We start from the raw sequence: 26,909 nt of genomic DNA, 5'->3' as shown, positions 1-26,909 counted from the left end.
CAAAAAACGCATCAGCTCGATATTTTGTGATGATTCCTTAAAAAAACACCCTTAAGTAGGTTAAATGACCTATTAACTAGCTGAATAAATGATTAAACAGCGTGGTTTAATTTTGAATCACCCCTGGCGGTTAATTGAACTACATGGGCTTGCTTTGTTATTACAAATTTATTTTCTGTAACCGTTAAAAAGCGCTTGGCAAAGGGGGATTTTCATATAAAATAGGGGAAATATTGAATTGCCCTCAATGTAGCTACTTTTTATTCATTTAATTATAAAAATAGGCTTGCTAGTTATTTCGCGTTAGCGTAAACTTCGCGCCCTATCGAAGAATATTTTAGTTGCGCCGATTTGAGGGTGCACAGACGGAGTTAATTATGTACGCGGTTTTCCAAAGTGGTGGTAAACAGCATCGTGTGACTGAAGGTCAAACGATTCGTCTTGAAAAATTAGACGTTGAAACTGGTGCGGCAGTGGAATTTGATTCAGTACTTTTAGTTGCTGATGGTGAGAAGATCGAGATTGGTGTACCGTTCGTAAACGGTGGTAAAGTAACAGCTGAGGTTGTTTCACACGGTCGCGGTGAGAAAATTAAGGTTGTTAAATTTAGACGCCGTAAGCATTCTCGTAAGCAAATGGGCCATCGTCAATGGTTCACTGAAGTTAAAATCACTAGCATTAGCGCTTAATTAGAGGTACTTAGAAATGGCACATAAAAAAGCAGCTGGTAGTACTCGTAACGGTCGCGATTCAGAAAGCAAACGCCTAGGTGTTAAGCGTTTTGGTGGCGAATCAGTTCTAGCGGGTAGCATCATTGTTCGTCAGCGTGGGACTCGTTTCCACCCAGGCGCAAACGTAGGTATCGGTAAAGACCACACTATCTTCGCAAAAGCAGATGGTAAAGTTCAGTTTGAACAAAAAGGTCCTTTAAACCGTAAATACGTAACTATCGTAGCTGAGTAATCAGTAAGGTAGTTAAAAACCCCGCCTTTGCGGGGTTTTTTGTTTTAAGCAGTTCTAAATATATACCCAAGTGTTTTTATGCTCAGTGTGCTCTAAAGGCCACTTAGGTATATAATAGAGTTATTAACAAGCCAATCCCTTAAGTGAGTAATCATGAAGTTTGTAGATGAAGTAGAAATTCGCGCAGAAGCTGGTGACGGTGGCAGCGGCATCGTGTCTTTTCGTCGTGAGAAATATGTTCCAGATGGTGGACCTGATGGCGGTGACGGTGGAGACGGTGGTAGTGTTTATCTACAAGCTGATGAAAACTTAAATACCCTTATTGACTATCAATTTGAGCGTTTTCATAGAGCAGAACGTGGTACTAACGGTCAAAGCCGGAATTGTACCGGTAAAAAAGGTGAAGATCTGATTGTAAAGGTGCCTGTTGGTACACGTATCATTGATGTTGATACACAAGAATCATTAGGGGATTTAACCCAAGATGGTCAACGAATTGTGGTTGCAAAAGGCGGTTTCCATGGCTTGGGGAATGCGCGTTTTAAATCAAGTACTAACCGTGCCCCACGTCAAAAAACACTCGGAACACCTGGTGAAGTGCGTAACCTTAAATTAGAGCTAATGCTACTCGCTGATGTAGGTTTACTGGGTTTACCTAATGCCGGTAAATCAACCTTTATTCGCAGTGTATCGGCTGCAAAACCAAAAGTAGCAGATTATCCATTCACTACGCTTATCCCCAATTTAGGTGTTGTTCGTCCTGAAGCAAATAAGTCATTTGTCATCGCCGATATTCCTGGCTTAATTGAAGGTGCATCGGACGGCGCAGGCTTGGGTATTCGTTTCTTAAAGCATTTAGAGCGCTGTCGTGTGTTATTACACATTATTGATGTTATGCCAGTTGATGGCTCAAATCCTGTTGATAATGCTTTTGCAATCATCAATGAGCTACATCAGTACAGTCCTAAGCTTGCTGAAAAGCCGCGCTGGTTGGTCTTTAATAAAATTGATTTATTGCCTGAAGATGAAGCCAAAGCTCTATGTGAGCAAATTGCAGAAGAGTTAGGTGAGTCTGAAAATATTTATAGTATTGCTGCAATTAATAAATTAAATACTCAGCCATTAATTCACGACATTATGACGCTACTTGATAACATGCCTAAAGAAAAGTTTGTTGAAGTTGCAGATGAAGAAGTTGAATTTAAGTGGGATACCTACCATCAAAAAGCCACTAAAGGCGATGATGATGACTGGGATGATTGGGATGAAGATGATTACGACGTAGAAGTTGTCTACGAGCGTTAACTATAATTGTATATATTTAAAAGGAGCTAATGCTCCTTTTTCTTTGATTAATAATAAAGTATTGGGTATTTAGTGTGATAATTTCAATGATTGCAGCAATGGCAAACAATCGTGTCATTGGCTTAGATAATAAAATGCCATGGCACTTACCTGGCGACCTTCAGCACTTTAAAAAAGTAACTTCTGGTAAGCCTGTTATTATGGGGCGTAAAACATTTGAATCGATAGGTAGGCCGCTACCTGGACGTCGTAATATTATTATTACTCGCAATACTGAATATCAAGCACCGGGAATTGAAACTGTAACCACTCCTGAAGCTGCACTTGATCTTGTTAATGATATTGCCGAAGTGATGGTTATTGGTGGTGGAAACATCTATCAGCAGTTCTTAGAGCAAGCACATCGCTTGTATCTAACCTTTATAGACTTAGATGTAGAAGGGGATACACAGTTTCCTGATTACCAAAGTGTTGCAAATTGGCAAATTGAAGATGAAATGTTGATGGCGCCTGATGAGAAAAATAAATATAGTTATAAATTCGTAACTTTGAATAAAGTCTCTTAACATTATTGCCAAAATCTGAGCGTGTTGGTACAATATTAAACAGTCGAGTACGAAAAAAGTATTAATATAGGGTGTCCAATCAATGATTAAATTACCGAAACTAGTTGTAATTGCTGCTATTGCAGCGGGTTCGTTTGCTTATACTGCGCCTGCAAGCGCTAATGACCAGTTAGCTGTTTCAGTTTGTGAATACATTGCTGGTGATGATAAAAACCGTCTACGTAGCAAATTAAAAAGTTCACGTGTGAAAGTTCGTAATATCTATGATGCAGTTTTTTGTAATGGTAATAACTTATTGCGTCATGCTGTTGCAAGTAATGCAGTTGATACAGGCGAGTACATTGTTAAAAACTTATCAAAGAGCTCACTTGAGGATGGTGCAGATATTGCTTGGGCTGAGGCAAATCATGCGGGCTCACCTTTAATCCCTATTATTAAAGACCGTGCAGGCCTTTAAATAAAAGCTTAATTAATAAAAAACCGCGTTTAGACGCGGTTTTTTATTTACTTAGATAAATTGTCATTTTGCACCCTGTCTAACTACTTTTAAGTCTAATTCCCTCAAGTATTTATCCTGATTACTCTTGTTACATAAATATGTCATAAAAATTCAATACTCTATGTGTATGTCAGTTTTGAGATATATTTATGCGTGTATCATTTTTTACCCGTTTACTAGCCATTTTACTAACATTTGCAAGTATCCTTCTAGCCGCGACCTTGTTATGGGCAAGCCATACATTACTAAAGCTTCAGCAACAAGATAGCGCATACAGCCATTTAAAAAATAGCATAATGGTTGAGCTTGCCAATCAATTAGAGAGTTACTTAGCACAAGGTAATAGCCAATACTTAAAACAATCATCTACCTTGATTGAGCAACTTAAAGCGCAACAGTTAACGGTGCTTCCTCCTGAGTTAGAAGCTCGTTTAGCTGAACAATTAACTTCATTAAGTACAGATATTAATGGTAAATACAGATCACTTGGAAAACTCTCTGGCAATGAAACTGCGCTGTTAGATAACGCGCTTAGACAAATGGCGGGCTCAGCCTCTTCACTTATTAATTATGCGCAAAAAGCATCAACGCAAACCATTTACGCTCTTAGCTACAATAAATTAGCGAGTGATTATTACAGTGAAGTGGTTAATTTATCACTATCGACTTATCAACTGCTAAATAATTATCAACCTGAGATAGAGAAAAACCTGCAACAAAGCATAAAAACCCTAAACTTACTGGCGGTAAAAATAGAGCAGCTACCTAACTTAGGAGTAATGACAGAGGTTGATGAATTTGCTTTATTTGTAGATGAGGAACCTGAAGATTTGGCTGCTGAAATAAAAGCAGAGTTGGTGAGTTGGCCTAAACGTTATCTGCGTGATTTAAGCAGTACTTTATCGCAATCAAAACTACGTCGTTCAGGAACGAATGAGTTACGCGAACAAATTAGCTTACTATCAAATACAGTGATTGAGGCAGAGCAAACATTAAAAGCGCAGCAAGATACCGTAAAGCAACAAGTATTCTGGGTGTTTGGAATAGCAATAGGTGGACTAGTAATATTAGCTGTTGGTGTTTATTGGGTGCAACGTAAACAGGTTTTACAACCTTTACGACAACTGCGAGATGGATTTGCATTCTTAATCGAAAGTAATGAGTTAAAAAATATTACAGTGAATAACCCTAAAACAGAGGTGGGTGAAATAGCGCAGTATTTTAACCAGTTAATTGAACGCCAGCGTTTGGAAGCGCAAGAAAGAGCAGATATGCTTAATGTAGTCAGTGATTTCATGCAGCAGATGAGTGGGCATTTATACACGATAGGTCAAAAAAGTAATGCGAGTTATCAGCAGGTAAATCACAATGAAGAACTGCTTCTTAATATTCAGCAACTTGGCGAGCAGGTTAATCATATCAATGCTCAAGCTGCTGAAAATGCTCAAAGTACTTATGAAGCAATGCAACAAAGTGTTGGTTTTGCCAAAAGTATGCTTAATGCCAGTTCTGACACACAGCAGCGTATTGAGCAAGGTATGCATAGTGTTCAGGAGTTACTGAGCGGGGTACAGGGAGTAAGTAATATTATTACAGTCATACGTACCATCGCTGAGCAAACAAACTTACTCGCGCTCAATGCTGCGATTGAATCAGCAAGAGCAGGTGAGCAAGGTCGAGGTTTTGCCGTGGTTGCTGATGAGGTAAGGCAGTTAGCTATGCAGACTCAAGGTTCGTTAAAAGAGATTAATGATCAATTGGCGCTACTAAGCGAAAACTCTCAAGAAGTCTATAAACAAATCAATGCATTAACTGAGGATGCACAGTTACAAACTGCAAATGCTCAAGAGCTTAAAGCAAACTCTGAAGGCGTTGCAGATAATGCGCAGCAGGCTAATAAAGTTGCAATTGATGCAATGGAATTGGCTAAACAACAAAGTAATTTCCTTAGTGACTTTACGCTATCAATGCATGATATGAAAAGCCAAGTAAGTGAGTCGAGTGAATTAGTTGCTGATATAGGCTCGCAGTTAGAGTTGCAAATGACATCTATTAAAGAAGGTTTAGGTTTAGATAACAACAGCGATTAATCGAAGACGGATTAAATATTAATCTGTATGCTAAAAGACTATTTAATTACTTTAAGGAATTAATATGATAGAGCAAGGTCAGACAATACCTGCAGTAAGTTTATCTCAGCTTAGTGATAAAGGTATGCAAACACTCACTAACAATGAATTATTTACAGATAAAAAAGTTGTGTTATTTGCGGTGCCTGGTGCTTTCACACCCACTTGTTCGAATGCTCATTTGCCTGGTTATATCGCGCTAGCCGATAAAATTAAGGCTAAGGGTATTAACGCTATCTATTGTGTATCGGTAAATGATGCATTTGTGATGAAAGCCTGGGGTGAGTCACAAAATGCAGAGCATATAGATATGCTGGCAGACGGTGATGCTAGTTTTACTCGTGCTTTAGGTCTTGAAAAAGATACCGCAGGCTTTGGTGGTTTGCGCTCGAAACGTTACGCTATGATTGTAGATAATGGTGTTGTTAACCAATTATTTGTCGAGCAAGAAAAAGAATTTGTAATAAGTAGCGCTGAAGTCGTTTTAGCCAAACTATAACTGACTTGTTTTAATTATTGAATAAAAGCCGATACATATGTATCGGCTTTTTTATCTAAGGAGAAAGTGGTTTATGGCTGGTATTGACCACTTAGCGTTAAACCTGAGAAGGTTTGATACGCATTAACACTTAAATGCCATGTGCCTGCTTGAGGGTTGCTAAATGTACATGTTTCGGCGTTACCGGTTTTAAATGGGCGGCAATCATAGCTTGAGCTGGTTGGCTGACTACCAAACTTTACAAATAAGTCTGCATCACCAGTGCCACCTGATGTTGTTACAGTAAAGTTAGCCATGCCAGCAGGAACTTCTAGCGTGTAATGCTTCCACTGACCTGCTGTTGCAGAAACATCAGATACTGTACCGCCACCTGCTTGTGGTGTGCCTGAGTCTGAACCGCCTGTGATGTTACCGACTAAACTAACGCCAGTGTAGGCTGAGTAGCCGTTTAGCATTATATGATAAGTACCTGAAGTTGGGTTATCGATAGAACACTCTTCACTGTTACCTTCATTGTAAGGACGGCAATCATAAGTGCTTGTTGTCGGTTTACTACCAGCACGTACATACAAGTCAGCATCACCTGTACCACCACTCATTGTGAAAGTTACATTAGTAGCACCGCTTGGGACTGTCATAGTGTAAAAGCTTTGTGTACTTGTCGCACCGCTTAAGCCTGTTTTAGCTTGCCCATCAATAAGCTCATTATCACCTGATGTTGGCGGTGGTGTGCCACCAGAGGCGGCTGCAACAGCAGCGGCAGCATCAACAATGCCTGTGCCACAGCTAGTACAAGTTGCTGGGAATGCACGAGTTGTTGTTTTTAAAATATTTTCTATTTCATCAGGTGTCGCGTTTGGTTTTGCTTGTTTGATTAATGCTGCAACACCCGCAACATGAGGGGCGGCCATTGATGTACCTTGCGAAAAACCATAGCTGTCGCTTGATGGTGTTGTTGAGCCTGAGTTGTAAGTAGATAAAACACCTTCAGAATCATTGGCGAAATTTTGTGCGCCCCCCGGTGCTGCTACATCAATATTGCTACCATAATTTGAGTAATATGCGCGGCCACCGTTACGACCAACTGATGCAACATTAACAACTCCATTACAGTTACCCGGATTGTAGTTTGCAGAATTATCGTTATCGTTGCCTGCAGCTATTACAACAACAGAGCCGTTGTTACGTGCAGTATTAATCGCATTTTGAGTCGTTGAGCTACATGTACCTGCACCACCTAAACTCATGTTTATAACATCTGCAGGGTTTGGGTTTGTCGATGTACCTGATACGTTTCCGCCTGAAGCCCAAATAATGCCGTCAGCAATATCTGAGGTCAAGCCGCCACATTTACCTAATACACGGACTGGCACTACTTTAGCGTCGTAAGCAACACCAGCAACGCCTTCACCATTATTAGTTACAGCAGCGACTGTACCTGCTACGTGAGTACCATGCCAGCTAGAGCCTTGTGCTCCATTATCACCACATTCACCAGTAGCGACAGCATCACCAGGATCGCGAGCATCGTTATCACGGCCATTACCATCATTAGCGACTGATAGATTAGAGATCATATCGTAGCCAGGTAAAATATTGGCGTTTAAATCAACATGTGGGCGGTAACCAGTATCTAGAACAGCCACAACTGCACCACTGCCTGTGGCAGTATTCCAAGCCGTAGGTAGATTTAGACCACCCGCTTGCTCATAGTAATGCCATTGGTCGCCATAGCGAGGATCGTTTGGTGTGGCAAATGGCTTTAGCATTTGATCGATTTCGATATATTCAACATTACCCGAATTAATTACTTCTTGCATAAACTGTTGCGCTTCTTCAGCATTGAGCTTTTTGTCGGCACGCATTACGTGATGATCATTCAATGCCATTGCACGGATATATTTCGCTTTAACTTTACCTTTTTTTGACGTGAAGTTTTTTACAAAGTTTTGTGCTTTTTTATTCATCATTGCAGGCGATGCGTCAGCTGTTGATGTACTCATCATATCGCTATTATTTTTATATTTGATAATGAACTGAGTTTCAAACCCACTTTGATTTTGCATTTTAACTGAGGTTTCAGCCATTGATGGTGCGATTGCTTGTGCTGGATTTGCCATGCTTGAGCTGGCTACAAATAGTGTACTTATTGTTAGCGCAACAGCGCATTTTTTAAATGAATTATTAGAAGTCATAATTACCCTTAGTTTTATTATTATTTGTGGAAAGCCACAAAGCGGGTACAAAGGTAAATGATCTGTTAATGATTTTGAAATATTAAATACGTATGTATCTATTTCATTTGGTTATAACCACGTGTTCAGTGTTGTTTCAGTTGTTTTGTATTTGCTTTTATACTTTTTTTGGTCTTAATGTATTAGGTTTGTTTATCATTATTTAATCTTTGTTGAGAAATTGAAAATAATATAACAGCTATCTTGTTGTTACCGAAACTTTGTTATAATTCATCAAAGTTTTTAAGAGATGACCAAATGACTCACCTTGATGTGATAGTGATCGGTGCCGGAGCTGCAGGTTTAATGTGTGCAGCACAAGCAGGATATCGCGGCCGAAGTGTTACAGTGCTTGATATGGGTAAAAAGCCAGGACGTAAAATTTTAATTAGTGGCGGCGGGCGTTGTAACTTTACTAACGAAAATGCGAGCCCTAATAACTATTTATGCACTAATCCCCATTTTGTAAAGTCGTGCTTAAGTCGTTATACCCAGCATGACTTTGTAGAGCTTGTAGACCGACATGGTTTGGCGTATCACCATAAAACATTGGGACAATTATTCTGTGACAATAGCGCACAAGACATTGTTGATATTTTACTAACAGAGTGTGAGTGGGCGGGTGTTACAATTAAACTACGCAGCGAAGTGTTAAATGTAGCTAAAACAGCAACAGGTTACAGTGTCACAACTGAGCAAGAAACACTGACCTGTGAGTCGTTAGTTGTCGCATCTGGCGGTTTAACTATGCCTAAACTTGGCGCGACGCCAATAGGTTATAAAATTGCAGAGCAATTTGGTTTAAAGGTATTGCCGACGATGGCCGCTCTAGTTCCCTTTACCTTACATCAGCACGATAAAGAGCGTTTTGAAGGGCTTTCTGGCATTAGTATCCCGTGTGAAGTTGCAAGCGAAGATGGCACTGTATTTAAAGAGAATATTTTATTTACTCACCGCGGCTTATCCGGGCCTGCCATATTACAAATAAGCTCATTTTGGCGAGCAGGTCAGGCGGTGACGATCAATTTATTACCTGAACTAGATTTAAAGCAACAGCTAGCCGATTGGCGAGAAACGCAAGCGCAAAAATCGTTAAAAAATAGCCTTGCTACTATCTTACCTAAGCGTTTTGTTGAAATACTCTATGACAGTAAAGCTATTCCTGATTGCAATATTAACCAGCTAACGCATGGCCAAATAGATGCACTCGCGGATTATATTCATGCTTGGCAAATTAAGCCAAATGGTACCGAAGGTTACAGAACCGCAGAAGTGACTTTAGGTGGTGTAGATACCGATGAGCTAAGCTCAAAAACATTTGAGGCTAAAAAAGCCAAAGGTTTATACTTTATTGGTGAAGTGACCGATGTAACGGGTTGGCTAGGAGGCTATAATTTCCAATACGCGTGGAGCTGTGGATTTGCCGCTGGGCAATACGCATAAAAAATCGCTCAGCGCGGCTTATTAAACCTGCCACTTAAGCTTTTAAGTGGCATTTTTATTTCTAATTTTTAAGTCGGTATTGCTGCATCTTACTATTTGGCTTTTCGGGAATCGTCATTTCGATTATGCCTGCATCAATTGCAGGCTTTAAGTAGCGCTCTCTAAAATGTTTTCTATCTTTTAACCCTAGCTGATTTTGTAGCTCTTGTCGGTTTAACGGCATTTCGCTTTGGTTAAATACATTGATTAAAGCGATGACTTGGGGGGCTTGCAGATTTATATCTAAAGCCTCTTCAACTTGAGGGGTAAGTTGTGGGGTTTGGTTTTTTGTTATTGATTTTAAATCACTTTTTAAAACGTTTAATGCTGAAAGTAATGTCTCTAACATGTACTCAATAAACACGGATGAGTCACCGATTTTGGTACTTAGGTTAATGCTTTCAACGTATTGTTGGCGTGTTGTCGCGATTAGGTTATGAATGTTTAGCAATGAAAATAGCGTATGCCACTGCGATAATTGTTGGGTTTGCCAAGTACAGGCTAATTCAGTATTACCCAGTGAAACAGGTTGGATAAACTGCAATTCATAATGACATACTGCGCTACTGATTAGAGGGTGATGGTTGGTTGTATTAAACCACGCAAATAGCTCTTCTACCATTTGTGGCACTCGCATTGCCTGTGGTGCCATTTGTAAGCCATTTTTTAAAGCTAGACTTTGCTCCCTATAACAGCCTGACTTTTCAGTCTTATTTTTCATTAAGCTGCGATGCAGATCTAATAAGCTATCTGGGCTTGATAGGTCAGATGCTGTGAATTGAAACTCAGAGTTTTTCATTTGTATAGAGGTGGGTTTTTGTTGCTTATAGTGCTCAATAGTTGCTGGCGAATATAAGGCACTGATTTTACCTAAAGCTTCACTAATACCCACAATGCTGTGGGTCATGCTGGCTGAAATCGAAAATGGGGGAGTGGCGTTGCTCATTTCGTTATAGAGGTTATTTAAATCAGGGGGTTAGAATACGCGAACTAGGCATAAAAGTCAGTTTTAATAGTGATTTAGTATTTATTTAAAGCTTTATATAGTCCTTAATTGCTGGTTTTAAATGTTAAACCGACGCCAAATAGAGCCGGTTTATTAGTTACTCTTCGATAAACGCTTCACCTTCGTTCATCCACTTAGCGGCTGGCTTGCCTTTTAAGTAATGATCAAAGTACTGCATCATACGTACTGAGAAATCTACCTGATTAGGGAATTGCTTTAAGTGGTGCGGTTCACCTTCATATTGTAAAAATGTAGCATCTTTACCCGCACGGCGCAGTGCTAAGTAATATTGCACGCCTTCATGCCATGGCACAGCATCATCTTTATCACCAAACATAATCAGAATCGGGGTATTTACTTTATCCGCAAAAAAGACTGGCGAGTTCTCAATATAAAGCTCAGGGGCTTCAAATAAGTTTTTACCAATGCGACTTTGCCCTGTTTCATATTGAAATTGGCGGGCAAGCCCTGACTTTAAGCGAATGCCACTGTAGGCACTGGTCATGTTAGACACAGGCGCACCCGACACCACAGCTTTAAACATATCAGTTTCGGTGATCATAAACGCGCTTTGATAACCTGCCCAAGAGTGACCTTGTAGCCCTATTTTATTAGCATCGGCAATGCCTAAATCAATCAGCTTTTGGGTGGCGTTGATCATGGTTTGAGTTGAAGACTTACCTGGGTGACCTATTTCAAAGCGAATATCAGGTAAAAAGATGGCGTAGCCATTTGATGTAAACATTGGGAAGTTAGGACGATGATTTAATTCCATTTTAGGAAAGTCGTACATACGCTGGCTCATATAGCGGTAAAAGTACACCACAACCGGTACTTTATCGCCTTCTTTATAGCCGGCAGGTTTGATTAATACCCCTTGTAAATCTTCGCCATCAAAGCCTTTATAACTAATAAGTTCAGGCTTTTCTCCCCAAGCAAAATTAGTTACCTGAGGATTAAGGTTAGTGACTTGTTGTGCTTGTTTGAAGCTAAAGTCTGTTTGATAAATATCAGGGAATTGCTGATACGTTTGCTCTGTAAATAAGTATTTATCGGCATGTTTGGCTTTTTTAATTACATCAAAACGTTTATTACCTGTAAGTACTTTAGTAACGTTAAGTGTTGTTAAATTAAGTTTAGCCACCTCACTTTGCTTACTTTGTAAGTTAATTGCAGAGAGCAAAAGAGTATCATTGCTGTTAAAGCCTACTTGTTTTTTATCAAGCTTGATCACTCTGTACTGAGTGTTACTTTTCTTACCATCAGTTAAGCGTTTGGCTTGCTTGGTATTTACATTAAACGACCAAATATCGTATTTGCTATAAACCAGTACTTCGCTGCTATCGTTAAGCCAGCCAGCAAAGCCATAGCCAGGCTGCTTAGATGGGTAATCGTGTTTGTCATCGGCAAAGGTGGCGTTAATTGCTTTGCTGAGTACGCTCACTTTGTTATTGCCTAAGTTTTTAAGCTGTACTTGGTTATTATCAAAGTAAGCAGCAAACTGACCATTAGGCGCGAGGCTAGGTCTAAATGGATAGTCGTTAATAATAGGTGTTTGTTTACCCGTTTTTATATCAACCGCGTAGTAGTCAGCAAAAAAGCCGCCATACATTATTTTTTCAAGATGGGCTAGATTTGAGTAGCCTAATAATGAATCCGCGCGTTCAGTATTAAGTGCCAGCTCTGGTATATTTGGTGTGCTTAACTGTACAACTTGTTGCGAGTTTACATGGTATACCGCCGTGTAATGTCGATTTTTATTGTTTTTATTCCATTGCTGCTCTTCGCGAGGTTTAATTTGCGCATCGTTGTTGTGCCATACATTTAACCCTTTTTGGTCGCGAATAACTTCAAAGTTATACAGTGACGACTCATCGGTATATTCTTTTTGCTTAACTTTTGCAGCAAGTTTTGGGCGGTTTTCAAAGTATAGGCGTGTACCATCTTCTGCCCACGTTAATGTCGCAGTTTTACCCATTAACCATTCTGGGTTAGGTGACTGCACAGTGGTAAGCGTCTCGTTTTGCCAAAGCGTTAATTCGTATTGGCGGCGACGCTTATCATCGTTTACATAGTTACCTAAAGTAAATGCAACACTCTTATTGATAGGATGCCAAGCTATTTCGTTGGCAACCACACCTGGCTCGTCAATTAATGCTGTGCTGGAAAAATCATTGAGTGAAAATAAAGTAATTTGATTATTATTACCATCCACATAGCTTTGGCTCACTAATAATTGATCGCTGGTGGCGCTAATATCATAGGTGAAGGCACTTTCAAGAGTGTGGGTGCGTTTATCGCTTAAGTTGACGACAACCAGCGGGTAGCTTTTATCTTTTTTATCAGCTGTGATAGCGCTATCATTACCGGCGTTTTTATCATCCGCGTCGGTGCTCTCATTTTTACGATAGGCAAGCCACTTCCCGTTATTAGCGAGTACGTAATCTTTTACGTCATTAAAGCGTTGTTGCTCACCGGTTTGGGTATTCACTAATACTAGATTGTTTTTTAAATCACTTTTTTTCTTAGTGGTCTCTTTTTCAAGTAGGGTAGGCACTTGGGTGAATACGACCCAGTTCGCCATTTTGTTAATTGTAGGGCGAGTGCCTCGCTCTACCTCAGCAATAAGCTTGTTGTTATTTAGCGAGTAGACTTGCCCAGTGGCATTGCCACGATAAGGAGTTGCACTTAAAGAGAGGATTTGACCATTTTCAGAAAGCTGTGTGCCTTTTGCAGATTTAAAATCAAATACATCTTTAAATTCTAATGGCTTATTTGCTAAGGCACTGGCGCTCGTTAAGCTGGTAATAAGTGCACAGCCTATAAGAGTGAGTTGTGTTTTCATTATAGATTCTCGTTTTTTAACATTATTTTATTGTAACGAGTTTTAATAACAATTCGAGTAGATACGATAAGCGGTAGCAAGGCAGAGATGAGAGGGGAAAAATGAATGGTAAAAGGTTAAATTTTCGGGCCTCGGGATGCGAGGTGTTTGGCATCGGTAAAAAGTTAGGGAAGTAAAAGTTTAATTGTGGTTTTCAATTTTTTACTTTTTGCTCTGTGTTCAAATTAATTTTTAAATATAATTTATAAAAAGAACACAGAGTTTATGTGGAATTGATGATAGGAGAATAATTTAATAACCTTGCTGGCAAGATTACCTAAAACCTAAAACCTTATAACCAAATTTTTTGAAGTTCTGGCCATTGTTTTTCAAATTGCTCACTTGGGCGAGCACTAAAATTACTGCGCACAAACTGATTCATTTTTCCTTCAACGTAGGCAAGCAAAAAGTTAGCTAGGGTTAACTCATCGCTTTGGAAGTTTTTACCTTCACGTAGCTTACGCTCTCTAAGAATTTGTTTAAATTGGGTTTCTAGTTTTTCAAATAAGCCCTGTACACGCTCACGAAGTCGCTCTTGTTCTCCTTGTAGAGCGTCGCCTGTTAATATACGAGTAATGCCAGGGTTTTTCTCAGCAAACGTTAGCAACAGTAATAAGGTATTGTATACGCGTGCTTTGCTTTCTTTTTCGTTATCTAAAATAAGATTAATACGTGATAGCAGGGTATCTTCAATAAACTCAATTAATCCTTCAAACATCCGCGCTTTGCTCGGAAAATGACGATAAAGAGCGGCTTCAGAAACGCCAACTTCTGCGGCAAGTTTGGCAGTTGTAATACGCTGGCCTGGGCTGGTTTCTAACATTTGTGCGAGTGCTTGCAGTATTTGCTCTTTGCGATTACTTTTTTTTGTCGCAGGCATGAACATTCCTTTTTTAATAGTTATTTTTTTCTACATCAATGTGCGATAACACAGCTACCGGCCTAGTGCTGCTGCGGGCAATAACCAGTAAGGCGGTATTTTCACGTATTACGTGAAGCTCTGGTACTGCGCAAGCATTAAACTATATTAGCGAAGTATAATTACACTAAAAGGTCACAAGGCGTCATCATGTTAATGTTTTATTCAGTTTGTTTCCAGCCTTTTTATAATCGTTTGGCAAGCTGTTCGATCACTTTGATGGCTATTTCTGTTTTGCTGGCCTCAGGTAAATCGAGTTGTTCATTTTGCCAATAAAGTGTGAGTGCGTTACGCTCTGAATTAAAGCCCAAATCACTTTGCGATACGTCGTTAGCACAAATCATATCGAGGTTTTTATTGGTTAGTTTCCCTTTAGCGTAGTTAGCAACATTTTGCGTTTCTGCTGCAAAGCCGACAGTGTAAGGGCGGCTTTGTGTAAGGTTTGCTACCGCTGCTATAACGTCTGGGTTCTTAACTAAGCTAAGAGTGAGTTCATCGCCTTGTTTTTTCATTTTTTGCGTGGCGATATTCGCTGCGCGGTAATCGGCTACAGCAGCGCAGCCAATAAAGGCGTCTGATTGATGGGCGTAACTGAGAGATTCTTGCAGTAGCTGCTCAGCACTTTCTATATTAATTAAATTAACGCCTTGCGGCGCGGTAATGGTCACTGGGCCTGAAATTAAGTTAACTTGCGCGCCAAATGATAAAGCAGCTTGTGCTAGTGCATAACCCATTTTTCCTGAGCTGTGGTTTGATATAAAACGCACCGGATCGAGAGGTTCTCGGGTTGGGCCTGCGGTAATAGTAATGGTTTTACCTGCTAATAATTGTGGTTGCGCAGGTTCAGTGCATAAACTCACTAATTCATGCGGTTCAAGCATTCGCCCTGCACCTACATCACCACAGGCTTGCTCACCTTTGCCTGGCCCCCAAACTGCAACGCCACGAGCCTTTAAAGTGGCTATGTTAGATTGCGTGGCGGGGTGCGCGTACATTTGTTGATTCATAGCCGGTGCTACAGCCACTTTTGCAGGGGTTGCAAGTAATAACGTAGTAAGTAGGTCATCAGCAATGCCTGCAGCCATTTTTGCAATAATATTGCTGGTGGCAGGAGCAACTAAAATTAAATCAGCCCATTTGGCAAATTCAATATGTCCCATTGCAGCTTCTGCTGATGGGTCGAGTAATGAGTCAGAGACTATTTCACCACTGACAGCTTGCATCGTTAGCGGGGTAATAAAATGCTTTGCTGATTCAGTCATTACAACTTTAACGTCACAACCATGGTCTTTTAAACGTCTTACTAGTTCGGCACATTTATAGGCTGCAATTCCACCGCTAATACCCAGCACTATTTTTTTATTTGTTAAATTAATCATGGTTGTTCATCAATTTTATAAAATATGCTGGCTAAAATAACAAATCTTGAGCGTGACAGCTAAGATAAAATGCGTTTTATCGCGCTAATTTTTAATTTTGCATTACAGTTATATGATACTGACCGCTTTCAAGGATGAACGATGCAATTAACCTCTCTGCCTAATTCACTCAGACCGCGAGAAAAGCTGCTAGCAAAAGGCGCAAAGGCACTCTCTGATGCTGAACTATTGGCTATATTTTTACGTACGGGTTTACCCGGTATGAATGCAATAGAGCTGGCACAACATCTGATCAATGAAAATAAAACCCTGCATAATTTGTTTAATGCCAGCATAGATGAGTTTTGTGCGCAAAAAGGGCTGGGTACAGCTAAATATGTACAGTTACAAGCAGTACTTGAGCTAAGTCAGCGTTATATGCAAGAAGGCTTTGTTCGCGATGCCGTTTTTAATTCCCCTCAAGCTGTTTACGACTATTTAACCCTGCAAATGCGAGGGTTGCAGCAGGAGGTGTTTATGGTGTTGTATCTTGATAGTCAAAATCGTTTATTGAAAGATGAAATCTTATTTTATGGTACGATTAACGCAGCCAGTGTATATCCACGTGAAGTTGTCAAAGCGGCTTTGAAAAATAATGCGGCAGCGGTTATTTTTTCACATAATCATCCCAGCGGTATTGCAGAACCAAGTCAGGCCGATAAACTAATTACCAATAAATTGTGCCAAGCGCTGCAATTAGTCGACATAAATGTATTGGATCATATTATTATTGGTGGTGAAAACTGTGTTTCGTTTGCCGAACGGGGACTTATTTAAGTTTATTGCTCGCAGATATGTGCTAAAAATGAGCGGTTTAGTGTGTTTTGGCAAATTAGTTTAATTTAAATGCAGTTTTTACTTTCCCTAAGGGCATTCGATCTTTATAATTAGCCGCTATAAAATTTACACATGAGCTGGTTGGATAAGATCAGTATTTGATCTTTGCCTGTAAAAGCTGTATAAAGAGCGCCCTTCGATTTATCTCTAGGGCACAAATACATGGCCTTAGGGAAAAATTAAGCTCGAGCGAAGTTATTGGAGATATATAGACATGTCTAAAGTATGTCAAGTTACAGGTAAGCGTCCAGCGGTTGGTAACCACCGTTCACACGCGAGAAACGCGACTAAACGTCGTTTCCTACCTAACCTACAAACACACCGTTTTTGGGTTGAAAGTGAAAAACGTTTTGTAACATTACGCACTACTACTAAAGGTATGCGTATTATCGATAAAAAAGGCATTGACACGGTTCTTACAGAAATCCGTGCTCGTGGCGAAAAAGTTTAAGGAACTGAATTATGCGCGATAAGATCCGTTTAGTTTCAACTGCTGGTACTGGTTTTTTCTACACTACCGACAAGAACAAGCGTAACATGCCTGAAAAAATGGAAATCAAAAAGTTCGATCCTAAGGCTCGTAAACATGTGATTTTCAAAGAAGCTAAAATCAAGTAATTTAGTTTTCTTTCAGAAATGTAAAAACCCAGCTTATGCTGGGTTTTTTGTTTTTAAAATCCACTCTGTTACCACCGAAAATATACCTACCGTAATTGTGTCCATCTAATTAAAAATTTATGCTAAGCGCCATGGCCTATTGTTTTAATAGCGGCTCCGTTGTTTGTAATACTAATCCGCAATAATACTTAATCATTTTACGGGGCTAAACGTGTCGCTACCTGTGTTAAAAAATTCTCATTTAGAACAACCAAATAGCAAATTTTTTGCCTAGCTATCAACGCGTTTTTCCAGCCTCAAAATAGACCACTTAATTAAGCGAATGGGTATAACCAAAGAAAATATAAATAGTATTAAATGACTTTACGGACTAATCAGTTGGGTGTTGTGTATTTAGAGTAAGATTGTGGGGGTATGTAAATATACCTAATGAGGAAGTGGGTGTTTTACTATGACTTACTAGGAGTGAACTGTAAGCAGCCCTAAGGCTACTTACAGTGCGATACTTATACTTTAAAGTTCTCTACTGATATTCTTAGTTCTTCGGCTAACTTAGCCACTTCTGAACTTGAAATATTAGTTTGTACAGCACCTTCTGCTGTTTGTTCGGCGATAGCAACAATAGACTCTAAGCGTTCACTAATCTCTTGTGATACTTGTTGTTGTTCTTGTGCTGCCGTTGATATCTCTTCACTGACATTGTGCGCTTGCGATACCGCAAGAGTAATTGAATCCAGTGCACTATTAGCTAAATCACTTTGCTCAACACAAGAAACAGCGCGTTCTTTACCTTTTTCCATGGCTTTAACTGCTTCTTCAGCGCCTAACTGTAGTGATTCAATCATAGATTGAATCTCTTGGGTCGACTCTTGAGTTTTACTTGCAAGCGATCTTACTTCATCAGCTACCACGGCGAAGCCTCTGCCTTGCTCGCCGGCACGCGCTGCCTCAATGGCCGCATTAAGTGCAAGTAAGTTAGTTTGCTCAGCGATACCACGAATAACGTCTAAAATACTACCAATTGAGGCGCTATCTTTATGTAGCTTATTAATAACACTTGATGCTTCATCAACTTCGTAAGCGAGTTGTTCAATGGTTGCTTTATTTTGATTTGAAATACCTTTAACGCGTTCAGCTTCTTTATCGGCATTTTTTATTTCGCCCAGTGCTTGTTGAGCACTGTTGCTCACTGTTTGAGAAGTACTGCTCATTTCAGTGGTTGCGGTTGCCGCTTGCTCTACTTGCGCTTGTTGATTACTAATCGCTTTGCTCGACTCACCGGTAATTGTTGAGGTTTGCTCAGAAGCAGCAGCAAGCTGTGTTGAACGCGAAATTATACCGGTAATTAAGCTACGTAAGCTGTCAATTAAGGTGTTACAACTTTTCGACAATTCACCAAATTCATCTTTTGCGCTGTCATCCAAGCGTTGAGTCATATCACCACTGGCAACAATATCTAAAATGCGGTTAACTTCTGCTAATGGCTTAGTAATACGGTTAACTGTAACAATGGCCACAAGCACAGCGATAATAGTCGCAATGATCATGCCTATCCAAGTCCATAAGTTAGCTGAGTTTACATCACTACGCACGCCTTCTTGCAAAGTAAATGCAATGCCGCTGGCTTGTAATACTAATTCGTCAATTTGACTGAGTGCTGTTTTAGTCGCTTTTTCAGACTCTTCTAATTCACGTTCAGTTGTGCTGATTGCATCAATAAGGCGTTTTTTATTCGCTGAAAGGCTATCGTTACCTAAAATATTACTCTCAAGTGTATCTACATAACCTTTTAGGTCGTTAAACAAGCCGCTATGGCTTTGCTCTATTGCAGGTTGTATTAATGAAACAGTACGAACGACTTCTTCAAAGTAATATTCTTGTTCATTTTTAATAATATCGAGCGTATTAAGTGTTTTAACAGTTAGCATATCGGTGCTACTGGTAACCACAGACATAAAGTTATTTTCAAGGTTATTAGCTGCTTGATAAGCACGAGGGTAGTTGTCTTCTAAACCATCGATATCAATAATATCAAGAACCATAGAGTTGGCATCTTCTGCCGCAAGCTCAACGGTTTCTAATTGAGCTTTAAGCTTTTTATTAAGCACTAACTGAGTGTTTTTGTCTTTGAGTAGGCTCTCTATAATGCTTAAAAAACTTAAGTAGGTCTTTTCAACGTCAAGGCTGCTCTTATTTAGTTGTGGATCATCTTTTACTACTTGTTGTAGCTCGCGATGTAACTTATCAAATAACTGTTTTTGTTCTTCTATTTGTGTTTTTATTGGCGCTAGCTCTTGAGCCGATGAAGTGTGAAAGCTAGTTTGAGCAGCTTTACTCATCAAAATAAATTCAGCTTGTAATTGAGCGCTCTTGTTTAATGCCGGAAGCGATAGCAGATTAACCTTTTGAGTTGAGTGATCTATATGTGCTATTTTTATTAAAGAGTTACCGCCAATAATTAAAAGTAATAAAGTGATAAATATAAAACCACCCCAAATACGTTGACTCACTGTTAGATTCATATGGTTTTCCATTCAAAAATACGTCTATTAAAACTTATCGGCGCTTTCAACAATAAGTTAAGTAATTAAAAATAATTAATTTTTACTGTTAATAGTTAGTTGCTAAATTTACCGTGAAACTTCATCACACACTAAGCATACATAATTCAACTATTCGATTATGGATGTAAAATAATACAAAGCAATTTTCCTCATCTTTAATTAGATTAGAGAGTGTTGCTATTTTTTACACTTAGTTGTGAATGGTTTGTAATTATGCAATTTAACATGCACTCTTAAACTTAACAGATGTATTAACTTTTTTCAGTTTATTTAGACAAAAGTTGTGATTTTTTTGAAAGTTTTTGTTTGCTCTGTAAATTTATTAAGGTCATTGAGCCGCCCCAGACGCAACCTGTATCTAGAGCGTACAGGTGTTTGTAGGGAGTTTGACCTTCAAGTGCAGCCCAATGACCAAAAACAAGGTCATGTTGAGCGTTAACAATTTTAGGATGAGAAAACCAAGGAATCAATGAATGGCTATTTGCTGTTGCTTCTTTTGCACTAAAATCAAGCAAGTTATCGGGTGTAATAAAGCGCATACGGGTGAAATAATTAACAATATAACGAAACTTAGCAGCGTCATCGAGTTGCTCACTCCATGTTAGTGGGTGAGGCTGATACATGTTTTTTAAGAAGTATTGAGCGTTGTCAGCACCATAGCATTGCTGTGCGAATTGGGCGTGCTCAATGGCTTGCACGCACGACCAATCAGGGTTTAGCCCCGCGTGTGAAATAAAGCAATCATATTTATCTAAGTAAAGAGCTAAAGGCTGAGTTTGCAAAAACGCGATGTAATGTGGGAGTTTACTGCTGTTGAACAGTGTCGTTAGTTTGTCTTTAGGGTTGGGTGCAACATTATTTAAATAACAGGCAATCATATGTAAGTCATGATTGCCTAATGTGACGCTAACGCTGTCTTGGTGCTGATATATGTAATCAAGACATGCTTTGGAGTCTGGGCCGCGAGCAACAATATCACCTACTAGGTAGAGATGATCTTTGCTAGGATTAAAGTCGACTTGCTTTAACAATAAACTAAATTCGTCAAAGCAGCCTTGTAAATCACCTATTGCGTAGTCGGCCATTAGACGCTGTTCTTACTCAGTGTAAGATATTAGGGCAAGCTAAACGGAACACATTTATGGGGGCTTCAAACTCAGCACCAAATTCGTTTCGTAAAGTGTAATGCCCTTGCATGGTGCCTACCGGAGTATCTAATATTGCACCACTGGTGTATTTGTAACTTTCGCCTGGGGCTATATCTGGGGTTTCACCTACCACACCTTCACCTTGCACTTCTACTTCTTTGCCATTGGCATCGGTAATTAACCAATAGCGACTGAGTAGTTTTGCACTACATAAACTGTGGTTTTTTATAGTAACGGAGTAAGCAAACACAAATTTATCGAGTTCAGGTTGAGATTGCTCTTCTACATAAAATGTTTCTACAGATACCTTTACAGGTGATCCCATATTACTGCTTGTTGTCATAAATCCAGTTAGCTATATCAATAAATTGTTGTAACGACAGGCTCTCAGCACGCAAGGTAATATCAATGCCAATGCTGGTTAACTCTTCAGCGGTTAAAAGGTTGCCTAGGCTGTTGCGCAGTGTTTTACGACGTTGATTAAACGCTTCTAAACAAACCGTATTGAGTATTTTAACGCTTTTAGCTGTGCGCTGTTCTGCCTTTTTAGGGATTAAGCGAATAACCGCAGAGTCCACTTTAGGCGCAGGTTTAAAGCATTCTGGTGGTACTTCTACTACAGGCATAGCATTACAGTAGTATTGAGTCATTACACTCAAGCGGCCAAAGGTTTTACTGCCTGGGCCTGCAACCATGCGCTTTACCACTTCTTTTTGCAGCATAAAGTGCATGTGCTCAATATGATCGGCAAATTCAAAAAGATGAAACAACAAAGGAGTAGAAATGTTGTACGGTAGGTTACCAAACACTTTTAGCTTGTTGTCATCTTTAACTAGGCTTGCAAAGTCAAACTTCATTGCATCGCCTTGGTTTACGGTTAATTTAGGCCCTAAAAAAGGGTGCTCAATTAAACGTTGGGCTAAATCTTTATCTAGCTCAACAACCGTTAAATGACCACTCAAATCGGCTACAGGCTCAGTAATAGCGCCAAGGCCTGGGCCAATTTCTACTAAATTATCTTGCGGCTTGGGATCAATGGCGGTGACGATTTTATCAATGATTGATTCATCGAATAAAAAGTTTTGGCCAAAACGTTTACGGGCGCGGTGTCCTAAGTGTACTTTATCGGTCATTGATTCTGTGCTTTTTCATGGGCGAGCTTAATTGCTTCGCGGATCGCTAATTCAAAACTGCCAACATCAGCATCGCCTGTACCAGCTAAATCAAGCGCAGTACCGTGGTCTACTGAGGTGCGGATAAATGGAAGGCCAAGGGTTATATTCACTGACTTACCAAATCCTTTGTATTTTAGCACAGGTAATCCCTGATCGTGATACATAGCCAGCACTGCATCGGCTTCATTTAGGTATTTATCTTGAAATAATGTATCTGCAGGTAAAGGACCGATTAAGTTCATCCCCTCAGCTCTTAGCATGTCAAGTGTAGGCGTAATTGTGTCGATTTCTTCGCGGCCTAAATGGCCATCTTCACCAGCGTGCGGGTTTAAGCCACAGACTAAAATACGCGGTTGCTCAATACCAAACTTAGTTTTTAAGTCATGATTAAGAATATTAGCCACTTTAACCAGTCGCTCTTGGGTAATAGCACGCGCAACATAAGCAAGCGGAATATGCGTTGTTACTAATGCAACTCGCAGACCTTCGGTAGCTAATAACATAACAACATCAGCGGTGCCCGACTGTTGAGCAAAGTACTCAGTGTGGCCACTGAAAGAAATACCGGCTTGGTTAATAATACCTTTATGAACAGGGCCGGTAACAACGGCATCAAAAGTACCGTCCATATTTTTCTCACTGGCAATACGTAGTGTGTCTAATACGTATTGACCGTTTGCGTCATTCAGCACTCCTAGCTCAACCGGCTCGGCTAAATCAATCTGTTTTATGTACAAGCTGCCAGCAGCTGTAGGCATAGCTTCGGCGCTTTCATCAAATTCAATCAATTTAATTTTTAAACCTAAATGTTTAGCCCGCTGCTTTAGTAGCGGTGCATCTGCAATCGCTACTAGCTGTGTATCCCAGCTGTGTTGTGCCAGTTTTAATAGCAAGTCAGGGCCAATGCCTGCAGGCTCACCAGGGGTTACCGCAATTCTTAAGGTCATAATTATTCGTCTGTTGGGAAAATTTCAACATGGGCTTGTTCGCGCATTTCTTGCTGCCAGTTAAAGCTTTCTTCTTTAAATTTACGATTAAACAACATGCCATGTGCACGATTACGTTTAGCTTGCTCGGTTTTATCAGCAACGCGTGTGTCTAATAACTGCACAATATGCCAACCATACTGGGTTCTAAATGGTTCGCTGATTTCGTTTTGATCAAGAGATAGCAATGTATCTCTAAACGCAGGTACGTAGGTAGTTGGATCAGTCCAGTCGTATTGTCCGCCTTTAAGTGCTGAGCCAGGATCTTGCGAGTGCTCTTTAGCTAGTTCTGCAAAGTCAGCATTCCCAGCGCGTAAATCCTTAATAAAGCCAGCTAACATTGTGCGGGCTTTTTCTTCGCTTAAAATAATCGAAGGTTTAATGAGAATATGACGAGATTTAACTTCTGTGGTTTCTACTACTTGGCGACCTCGTACGTCTTGCACCTTGATAATGTGAAAACCTGCACCAGAGCGAAGTGGGCCAATAATCGCATCTTTCTTTTGCCCTTTTACCGCTTCTGCAAATAGAGATGGCATTTCGTTAATACCCATCCACCCCAATTGACCACCCTCAAGCGCTTTTGAACCACTTGATGAAGAAATTGCAATACGCTTAAATTCTTGGCCATCTTGCAGTAGTTCAATTACTTTGTCTGCGCGTGTTTTTGCAGAGCTGACGTCGTCTGCACTTGCACCGCTTGGAATATCGATAAGAATATGACCAATATCGTATTCTTCGGCATTTTGGCCTTGGCTATCCATAATTTTCAGTAAGTTATCAATTTCTTGGTCGCTTACATATATACGGCGGTCTACGTTTGCACGCGTGACTTGTTGCGTGGTTATTTCTTTACGAATTTCTTCACGGTAAGCTTGAAAGCTTTCACCCGAGGCTTCAATGGTACGACGTAAGTCAGCAATCGTACCGCCTTGCTCTTTTGCCATGTTAGCGAGAGTTTGGTCAAGCTGACTATCTGAAATCTGTAAACCCATACGCTCAGCCATTTGCATCATTAGCGTTTGATTAACTAAGCGCTCAATTGCTTGTACACGCAGTGTTTCGTCTTTTGGCAGTTGTTGGTCTTGTTCTTCTGCTTGTTTTTTAACACGATCAACAATGGTGTCTACTTCACTTTTTAAAATAACGCCTTGGTTTACAATACCAATTACTTTGTCTATTTCAACCGGAGCGGCGAATGCACTTTGGCATAAGCCAAATGTTAAAACTGCTGATGTTAATAATTTTTTTAAATTCATATTCTTTTTACTACTCTTACTAATAGTACTGTTGTAATGCTAAATGCGGCTAGATTGATATAGTTATTTGTAGATTTTTACTATACAAAATGCAGTTTAGTCATTAAGAAAATACGGCCTACGATAACCAAAAATACCTTGTTGTAATAATTTTTGAGCATCATAACGGCTTTTACTACCAAGCCCTTTTAATACAAAATTCAAACGAATGCTCGAATCAAAAGTGGCTTGGGGTTGCCCAATTGACTGATTTAAATCAGTTTCAATTTGGCGATGGCCAGTAATTTGGAACGCCCAACAGCACGATTCATACTGTAATCCACTAAATACTTCAATACTGCGGTTATTATCAAGGTCACGATGGTAACTTGCAATAAATTGCCATTCGTCACTGATAGGAATGCTTGTAAATAAGCCCGCTTGTTCGATTGTATTTCCTGAGACATCATTTGCATAGCGATGGTTCAATTGAACCAGCTGATTATTGTCACCTTTATAATCTAAGGTGACATTTGACTGGATAATTTGCTTGCCATCCGTATCGTACTGAATACCACCGGATAAATACCAGCGGCGGTGCCAATGTAACATGGTTTGCGCTGCAAACAAGGCATTGTAGTTACTGTCGCTGTTAAGCCCTTGCTCTGTGGGCTTGGCTGAATCACTTAAATAAAATATTTGGCCTGCGCTGAAATTAAATACTTCTTCATTTTTCTTATCAAATAAACGAGTGGTTGCCCCAAGCGTAAACTGATTTGCGGCGGCAATACGGTCAACACTTGAAAAACGTGCATCCCTAAATAGGCCAAAAAAGTCATCTTGTAATTTAGTGGTATCGTATAAGCCAATATCGGACTGATCTTTATTTGGTGTATATAAATACTGAATTTGTGGTTCTAGGGTTTGAATACCATCGTCGATAAAAATTGAGGTATCGCGCTCAAAGTTAAGCTGAGAGTACAAGCGTACCTTTGGCAATGTGCGCGAAACATTATCGCTAAATTGAGTGCCTTGTAAATCACCGTCTTGTTTATAGTTAGTTTGTAGCAGGCTTACTTCAGATAAAAATGACCAAGCATATTCTTTGTAATCAAAGCGTGCTTTAGGTTCTATATGCACGCGAGTTGCTTGGTCAATCACCGCTGAGCTATTAGTAAAATGGCTTAGCTCCCCTGAAACAGTAAAATCGAAATAATCAATTTTCCACGGCGTAGTTTGTGTAAAGCTAACTTGAGGTAAGGCCGTATATGACTCTAAGTGGTCACCGAGCACTTCAAAGTTTTGTATTTTTATATCGGTACGCCACATCTCGCCCATATGAGTCAGTGAGCCGGTTCGATAAAGCTGGGTATCGGTTTTACTTGCATAAGTTGAATTTAAATCAGTGAGGTAGTTATCATCACTGACATTGGTTATATCAATACTGGCTCGCCAATCTTCGCCGATATAGCTTTTTTGTTGCCAATGAAATAAAAAGCGCTCGTCAAGCTCAGGCTCTGAGTCATCTTTATTTAAGTATTCGACAGCTACTAAACCTTGATGTTCTGGAGTTAGGTATCTAAATTCAGTTTGTAGCTGTAGCCCCTTGCGTGACATATAACGCGGCGTAATGGTTGCATCATAGTTTGGAGCAATATTCCAATAATAAGGCGTAATAGTCTCTAACCCATAGCGATCTGAACTTGAAAAGCTGGGTGTTAATAAGCCTGATTTACGGCGCTCATCAAGTGGGAAAGTAAAATAGGGTAAATAGAGCACTGGCGTGTCTAAAATACGTAGCACCGCATTGTAGGTTTCACCCCAGCCTTCTTCTCGCGATAAATTAATTTCGTCAGCTTCAATCGCCCATACTGGCGTATTACCCGGGCAAGCAGTAAAGCTTGCATTCATCAGCATTAAGCCAGACTTGTCGATGGTGAGTTTTTCCGCACCGCCTTTGCCTTGCTGTTGTGTTAGGCTGTATTGTGCGCCTAATAAGCTAAATGCTGAGTTGTTTAAATCGGCGTTTAAGCCCGCACTTTGAACCTTACTTACATAATCGCGGTAGGTAATAGGGCCTGTGGCATTGAGTAGGCCGCGTTGTTTATCAATCAGTGCTGATTGTGCGGACAAACTCATGTTAACGGTGTTAATATCAACATTACCAGTAAATTCAGCGCTTTGTGTGCCTAAAAGTTCAACGTCATCAGCGCTGATATCAACCGTTCCAAGCTCAAGGCCAGCTAGCGGTTGCCAAGCTCTGGTTTGCATTGAAGTGCCACAAAAGTTGTGTGTCAGTTCAGTTTCGGCAAGCGATGGTGCGCTCAGTACGCTAAGCATCAAAATGCCCCAGGTTTTGCTCATTTATCGACCTTTATGCTCTGTGATTAGTTACAAGCTATACATAATAAAGGAAAACAATAGCAAAGTAATTAGTGA

General features: G+C 40.0%; 23 protein-coding genes. 11 read left to right on the top strand and 12 right to left on the bottom strand.

The genetic code is table 11. The features are described 5' to 3' along the window. Window positions 1–377: 377 nt before the first annotated feature. From rplU to AC0L7Q_RS13485, 7 genes are all read left to right on the top strand, one after another. Window positions 378–689 carry a 50S ribosomal protein L21 gene (gene rplU, locus AC0L7Q_RS13515; protein WP_138609006.1) on the top strand — a complete coding sequence of 104 codons (312 nt, stop codon included), beginning with the start codon at window positions 378–380 and terminating at the stop codon, window positions 687–689. A 16-nt stretch (window positions 690–705) separates the two neighbouring features. Further along, on the top strand, window positions 706–963 hold the full coding sequence (rpmA, locus tag AC0L7Q_RS13510) for a 50S ribosomal protein L27 (protein ID WP_008114963.1): 258 nt from the start codon (window positions 706–708) through the stop codon (window positions 961–963). A gap of 153 nt (window positions 964–1,116) precedes the next feature. Then, window positions 1,117–2,268, top strand: a complete 1,152-nt coding sequence (gene cgtA / locus AC0L7Q_RS13505; protein WP_055012496.1) for an Obg family GTPase CgtA — start codon at window positions 1,117–1,119, stop codon at window positions 2,266–2,268. A 74-nt stretch (window positions 2,269–2,342) separates the two neighbouring features. Further along, complete coding sequence (folA, locus tag AC0L7Q_RS13500) at window positions 2,343–2,834, top strand: type 3 dihydrofolate reductase (protein WP_413400809.1); 492 nt, start codon at window positions 2,343–2,345, stop codon at window positions 2,832–2,834. An 82-nt stretch (window positions 2,835–2,916) separates the two neighbouring features. Then, window positions 2,917–3,291 (top strand): DUF3718 domain-containing protein, encoded by a 375-nt coding sequence (locus AC0L7Q_RS13495; protein ID WP_010391650.1) that lies wholly within the window; start codon window positions 2,917–2,919, stop codon window positions 3,289–3,291. Between the two features lie 191 nt (window positions 3,292–3,482). Further along, entirely contained in the window at window positions 3,483–5,423 is a 1,941-nt protein-coding gene (locus AC0L7Q_RS13490; protein WP_409423941.1) for a methyl-accepting chemotaxis protein, read from the top strand. 64 nt (window positions 5,424–5,487) lie between these two features. After that, window positions 5,488–5,961: a peroxiredoxin gene (locus AC0L7Q_RS13485; protein ID WP_409423940.1), complete on the top strand. Its 474-nt coding sequence runs from the start codon at window positions 5,488–5,490 to the stop codon at window positions 5,959–5,961. A gap of 71 nt (window positions 5,962–6,032) precedes the next feature. Here the strand turns inward: AC0L7Q_RS13485 and AC0L7Q_RS13480 are convergent, their stop codons facing one another. Beyond that, a complete protein-coding gene (locus AC0L7Q_RS13480; RefSeq protein ID WP_413400808.1) occupies window positions 6,033–8,156 on the bottom strand; it encodes a S8 family peptidase in 2,124 nt (707 codons plus the stop codon). Window positions 8,157–8,453: 297 nt separating this feature from the next. Between AC0L7Q_RS13480 and AC0L7Q_RS13475 the strand changes: the two genes are divergently transcribed. Beyond that, window positions 8,454–9,638, top strand: coding sequence for a BaiN/RdsA family NAD(P)/FAD-dependent oxidoreductase (locus AC0L7Q_RS13475; RefSeq protein ID WP_413400807.1), 1,185 nt, complete (start codon window positions 8,454–8,456; stop codon window positions 9,636–9,638). Between the two features lie 61 nt (window positions 9,639–9,699). Here AC0L7Q_RS13475 and AC0L7Q_RS13470 read toward each other — a convergent pair whose 3' ends face one another. From AC0L7Q_RS13470 to coaBC, 4 genes are all read right to left on the bottom strand, one after another. Continuing rightward, a complete protein-coding gene (locus AC0L7Q_RS13470; RefSeq protein WP_409423937.1) occupies window positions 9,700–10,623 on the bottom strand; it encodes a Fic family protein in 924 nt (307 codons plus the stop codon). Between the two features lie 157 nt (window positions 10,624–10,780). Continuing rightward, a complete protein-coding gene (locus AC0L7Q_RS13465) occupies window positions 10,781–13,528 on the bottom strand; it encodes a S9 family peptidase (protein ID WP_413400806.1) in 2,748 nt (915 codons plus the stop codon). Window positions 13,529–13,859: 331 nt separating this feature from the next. Continuing rightward, complete coding sequence (gene slmA / locus AC0L7Q_RS13460; RefSeq protein WP_008113236.1) at window positions 13,860–14,447, bottom strand: nucleoid occlusion factor SlmA; 588 nt, start codon at window positions 14,445–14,447, stop codon at window positions 13,860–13,862. Between the two features lie 224 nt (window positions 14,448–14,671). After that, the gene (gene coaBC, locus AC0L7Q_RS13455) at window positions 14,672–15,865 is read right to left on the bottom strand and encodes a bifunctional phosphopantothenoylcysteine decarboxylase/phosphopantothenate--cysteine ligase CoaBC (RefSeq protein WP_413400805.1); all 1,194 of its coding nucleotides are present in this window, start codon (window positions 15,863–15,865) and stop codon (window positions 14,672–14,674) included. Window positions 15,866–16,006: 141 nt separating this feature from the next. On the opposite strand from coaBC, the gene radC reads away from it, so the two are divergent. The 3 genes from radC to rpmG all read left to right on the top strand — a co-directional run bounded on the left by radC (window position 16,007) and on the right by rpmG (window position 17,359). Beyond that, window positions 16,007–16,681 (top strand): RadC family protein, encoded by a 675-nt coding sequence (gene radC / locus AC0L7Q_RS13450; protein WP_178956588.1) that lies wholly within the window; start codon window positions 16,007–16,009, stop codon window positions 16,679–16,681. Window positions 16,682–16,955: 274 nt separating this feature from the next. Further along, on the top strand, window positions 16,956–17,192 hold the full coding sequence (gene rpmB / locus AC0L7Q_RS13445; RefSeq protein WP_008464111.1) for a 50S ribosomal protein L28: 237 nt from the start codon (window positions 16,956–16,958) through the stop codon (window positions 17,190–17,192). Between the two features lie 11 nt (window positions 17,193–17,203). Next, the gene (gene rpmG / locus AC0L7Q_RS13440) at window positions 17,204–17,359 is read left to right on the top strand and encodes a 50S ribosomal protein L33 (RefSeq protein ID WP_004587947.1); all 156 of its coding nucleotides are present in this window, start codon (window positions 17,204–17,206) and stop codon (window positions 17,357–17,359) included. Between the two features lie 506 nt (window positions 17,360–17,865). Here rpmG and AC0L7Q_RS13435 read toward each other — a convergent pair. The 7 genes from AC0L7Q_RS13435 to lptD all read right to left on the bottom strand — a co-directional run bounded on the left by AC0L7Q_RS13435 (window position 17,866) and on the right by lptD (window position 26,834). Further along, on the bottom strand, window positions 17,866–19,881 hold the full coding sequence (locus tag AC0L7Q_RS13435) for a methyl-accepting chemotaxis protein (RefSeq protein ID WP_413400804.1): 2,016 nt from the start codon (window positions 19,879–19,881) through the stop codon (window positions 17,866–17,868). A 308-nt stretch (window positions 19,882–20,189) separates the two neighbouring features. Then, window positions 20,190–21,008 (bottom strand): symmetrical bis(5'-nucleosyl)-tetraphosphatase, encoded by an 819-nt coding sequence (locus AC0L7Q_RS13430; RefSeq protein WP_413400803.1) that lies wholly within the window; start codon window positions 21,006–21,008, stop codon window positions 20,190–20,192. Window positions 21,009–21,024: 16 nt separating this feature from the next. Continuing rightward, a complete protein-coding gene (gene apaG, locus AC0L7Q_RS13425; protein ID WP_041709470.1) occupies window positions 21,025–21,414 on the bottom strand; it encodes a Co2+/Mg2+ efflux protein ApaG in 390 nt (129 codons plus the stop codon). Then, window positions 21,398–22,204 (bottom strand): 16S rRNA (adenine(1518)-N(6)/adenine(1519)-N(6))-dimethyltransferase RsmA, encoded by an 807-nt coding sequence (rsmA, locus tag AC0L7Q_RS13420; protein ID WP_413400802.1) that lies wholly within the window; start codon window positions 22,202–22,204, stop codon window positions 21,398–21,400. Before rsmA ends, apaG begins: the two co-directional genes overlap by 17 nt. Next, window positions 22,201–23,193 (bottom strand): 4-hydroxythreonine-4-phosphate dehydrogenase PdxA, encoded by a 993-nt coding sequence (gene pdxA / locus AC0L7Q_RS13415; RefSeq protein WP_413400801.1) that lies wholly within the window; start codon window positions 23,191–23,193, stop codon window positions 22,201–22,203. Before pdxA ends, rsmA begins: the two co-directional genes overlap by 4 nt. Window positions 23,194–23,195: 2 nt before the next feature. Further along, window positions 23,196–24,491 carry a peptidylprolyl isomerase SurA gene (gene surA, locus AC0L7Q_RS13410; protein ID WP_413400800.1) on the bottom strand — a complete coding sequence of 432 codons (1,296 nt, stop codon included), beginning with the start codon at window positions 24,489–24,491 and terminating at the stop codon, window positions 23,196–23,198. A gap of 96 nt (window positions 24,492–24,587) precedes the next feature. Then, on the bottom strand, window positions 24,588–26,834 hold the full coding sequence (gene lptD, locus AC0L7Q_RS13405) for an LPS assembly protein LptD (RefSeq protein WP_413400799.1): 2,247 nt from the start codon (window positions 26,832–26,834) through the stop codon (window positions 24,588–24,590). Between the last annotated feature and the right edge of the window lie 75 nt (window positions 26,835–26,909).

Source organism: Pseudoalteromonas sp. KJ63-1, from assembly GCF_055808145.1.
Note: the sequence above shows the minus strand (reverse complement) of the source record. Positions and strands in the feature narration are given on the sequence as shown.

Bases quoted from the DNA above. Each gene is read 5' to 3' on its own strand.
- rpmB (WP_008464111.1), top strand. From the start codon at position 16,956: ATGTCTAAAGTATGTCAAGTTACAGGTAAGCGTCCAGCGGTTGGTAAC.
- AC0L7Q_RS13480 (WP_413400808.1), bottom strand. From the start codon at position 8,156: ATGACTTCTAATAATTCATTTAAAAAATGCGCTGTTGCGCTAACAATA.
- slmA (WP_008113236.1), bottom strand. From the start codon at position 14,447: ATGCCTGCGACAAAAAAAAGTAATCGCAAAGAGCAAATACTGCAAGCA.
- apaG (WP_041709470.1), bottom strand. From the start codon at position 21,414: ATGACAACAAGCAGTAATATGGGATCACCTGTAAAGGTATCTGTAGAA.
- rpmG (WP_004587947.1), top strand. From the start codon at position 17,204: ATGCGCGATAAGATCCGTTTAGTTTCAACTGCTGGTACTGGTTTTTTC.
- surA (WP_413400800.1), bottom strand. From the start codon at position 24,491: ATGAATTTAAAAAAATTATTAACATCAGCAGTTTTAACATTTGGCTTA.
- radC (WP_178956588.1), top strand. From the start codon at position 16,007: ATGCAATTAACCTCTCTGCCTAATTCACTCAGACCGCGAGAAAAGCTG.
- pdxA (WP_413400801.1), bottom strand. From the start codon at position 23,193: ATGACCTTAAGAATTGCGGTAACCCCTGGTGAGCCTGCAGGCATTGGC.
- AC0L7Q_RS13475 (WP_413400807.1), top strand. From the start codon at position 8,454: ATGACTCACCTTGATGTGATAGTGATCGGTGCCGGAGCTGCAGGTTTA.
- AC0L7Q_RS13435 (WP_413400804.1), bottom strand. From the start codon at position 19,881: ATGAATCTAACAGTGAGTCAACGTATTTGGGGTGGTTTTATATTTATC.
- AC0L7Q_RS13465 (WP_413400806.1), bottom strand. From the start codon at position 13,528: ATGAAAACACAACTCACTCTTATAGGCTGTGCACTTATTACCAGCTTA.
- AC0L7Q_RS13495 (WP_010391650.1), top strand. From the start codon at position 2,917: ATGATTAAATTACCGAAACTAGTTGTAATTGCTGCTATTGCAGCGGGT.
- AC0L7Q_RS13470 (WP_409423937.1), bottom strand. From the start codon at position 10,623: ATGAGCAACGCCACTCCCCCATTTTCGATTTCAGCCAGCATGACCCAC.
- rsmA (WP_413400802.1), bottom strand. From the start codon at position 22,204: ATGACCGATAAAGTACACTTAGGACACCGCGCCCGTAAACGTTTTGGC.
- cgtA (WP_055012496.1), top strand. From the start codon at position 1,117: ATGAAGTTTGTAGATGAAGTAGAAATTCGCGCAGAAGCTGGTGACGGT.
- lptD (WP_413400799.1), bottom strand. From the start codon at position 26,834: ATGAGCAAAACCTGGGGCATTTTGATGCTTAGCGTACTGAGCGCACCA.
- rplU (WP_138609006.1), top strand. From the start codon at position 378: ATGTACGCGGTTTTCCAAAGTGGTGGTAAACAGCATCGTGTGACTGAA.
- AC0L7Q_RS13485 (WP_409423940.1), top strand. From the start codon at position 5,488: ATGATAGAGCAAGGTCAGACAATACCTGCAGTAAGTTTATCTCAGCTT.
- rpmA (WP_008114963.1), top strand. From the start codon at position 706: ATGGCACATAAAAAAGCAGCTGGTAGTACTCGTAACGGTCGCGATTCA.
- coaBC (WP_413400805.1), bottom strand. From the start codon at position 15,865: ATGATTAATTTAACAAATAAAAAAATAGTGCTGGGTATTAGCGGTGGA.
- AC0L7Q_RS13430 (WP_413400803.1), bottom strand. From the start codon at position 21,008: ATGGCCGACTACGCAATAGGTGATTTACAAGGCTGCTTTGACGAATTT.
- AC0L7Q_RS13490 (WP_409423941.1), top strand. From the start codon at position 3,483: ATGCGTGTATCATTTTTTACCCGTTTACTAGCCATTTTACTAACATTT.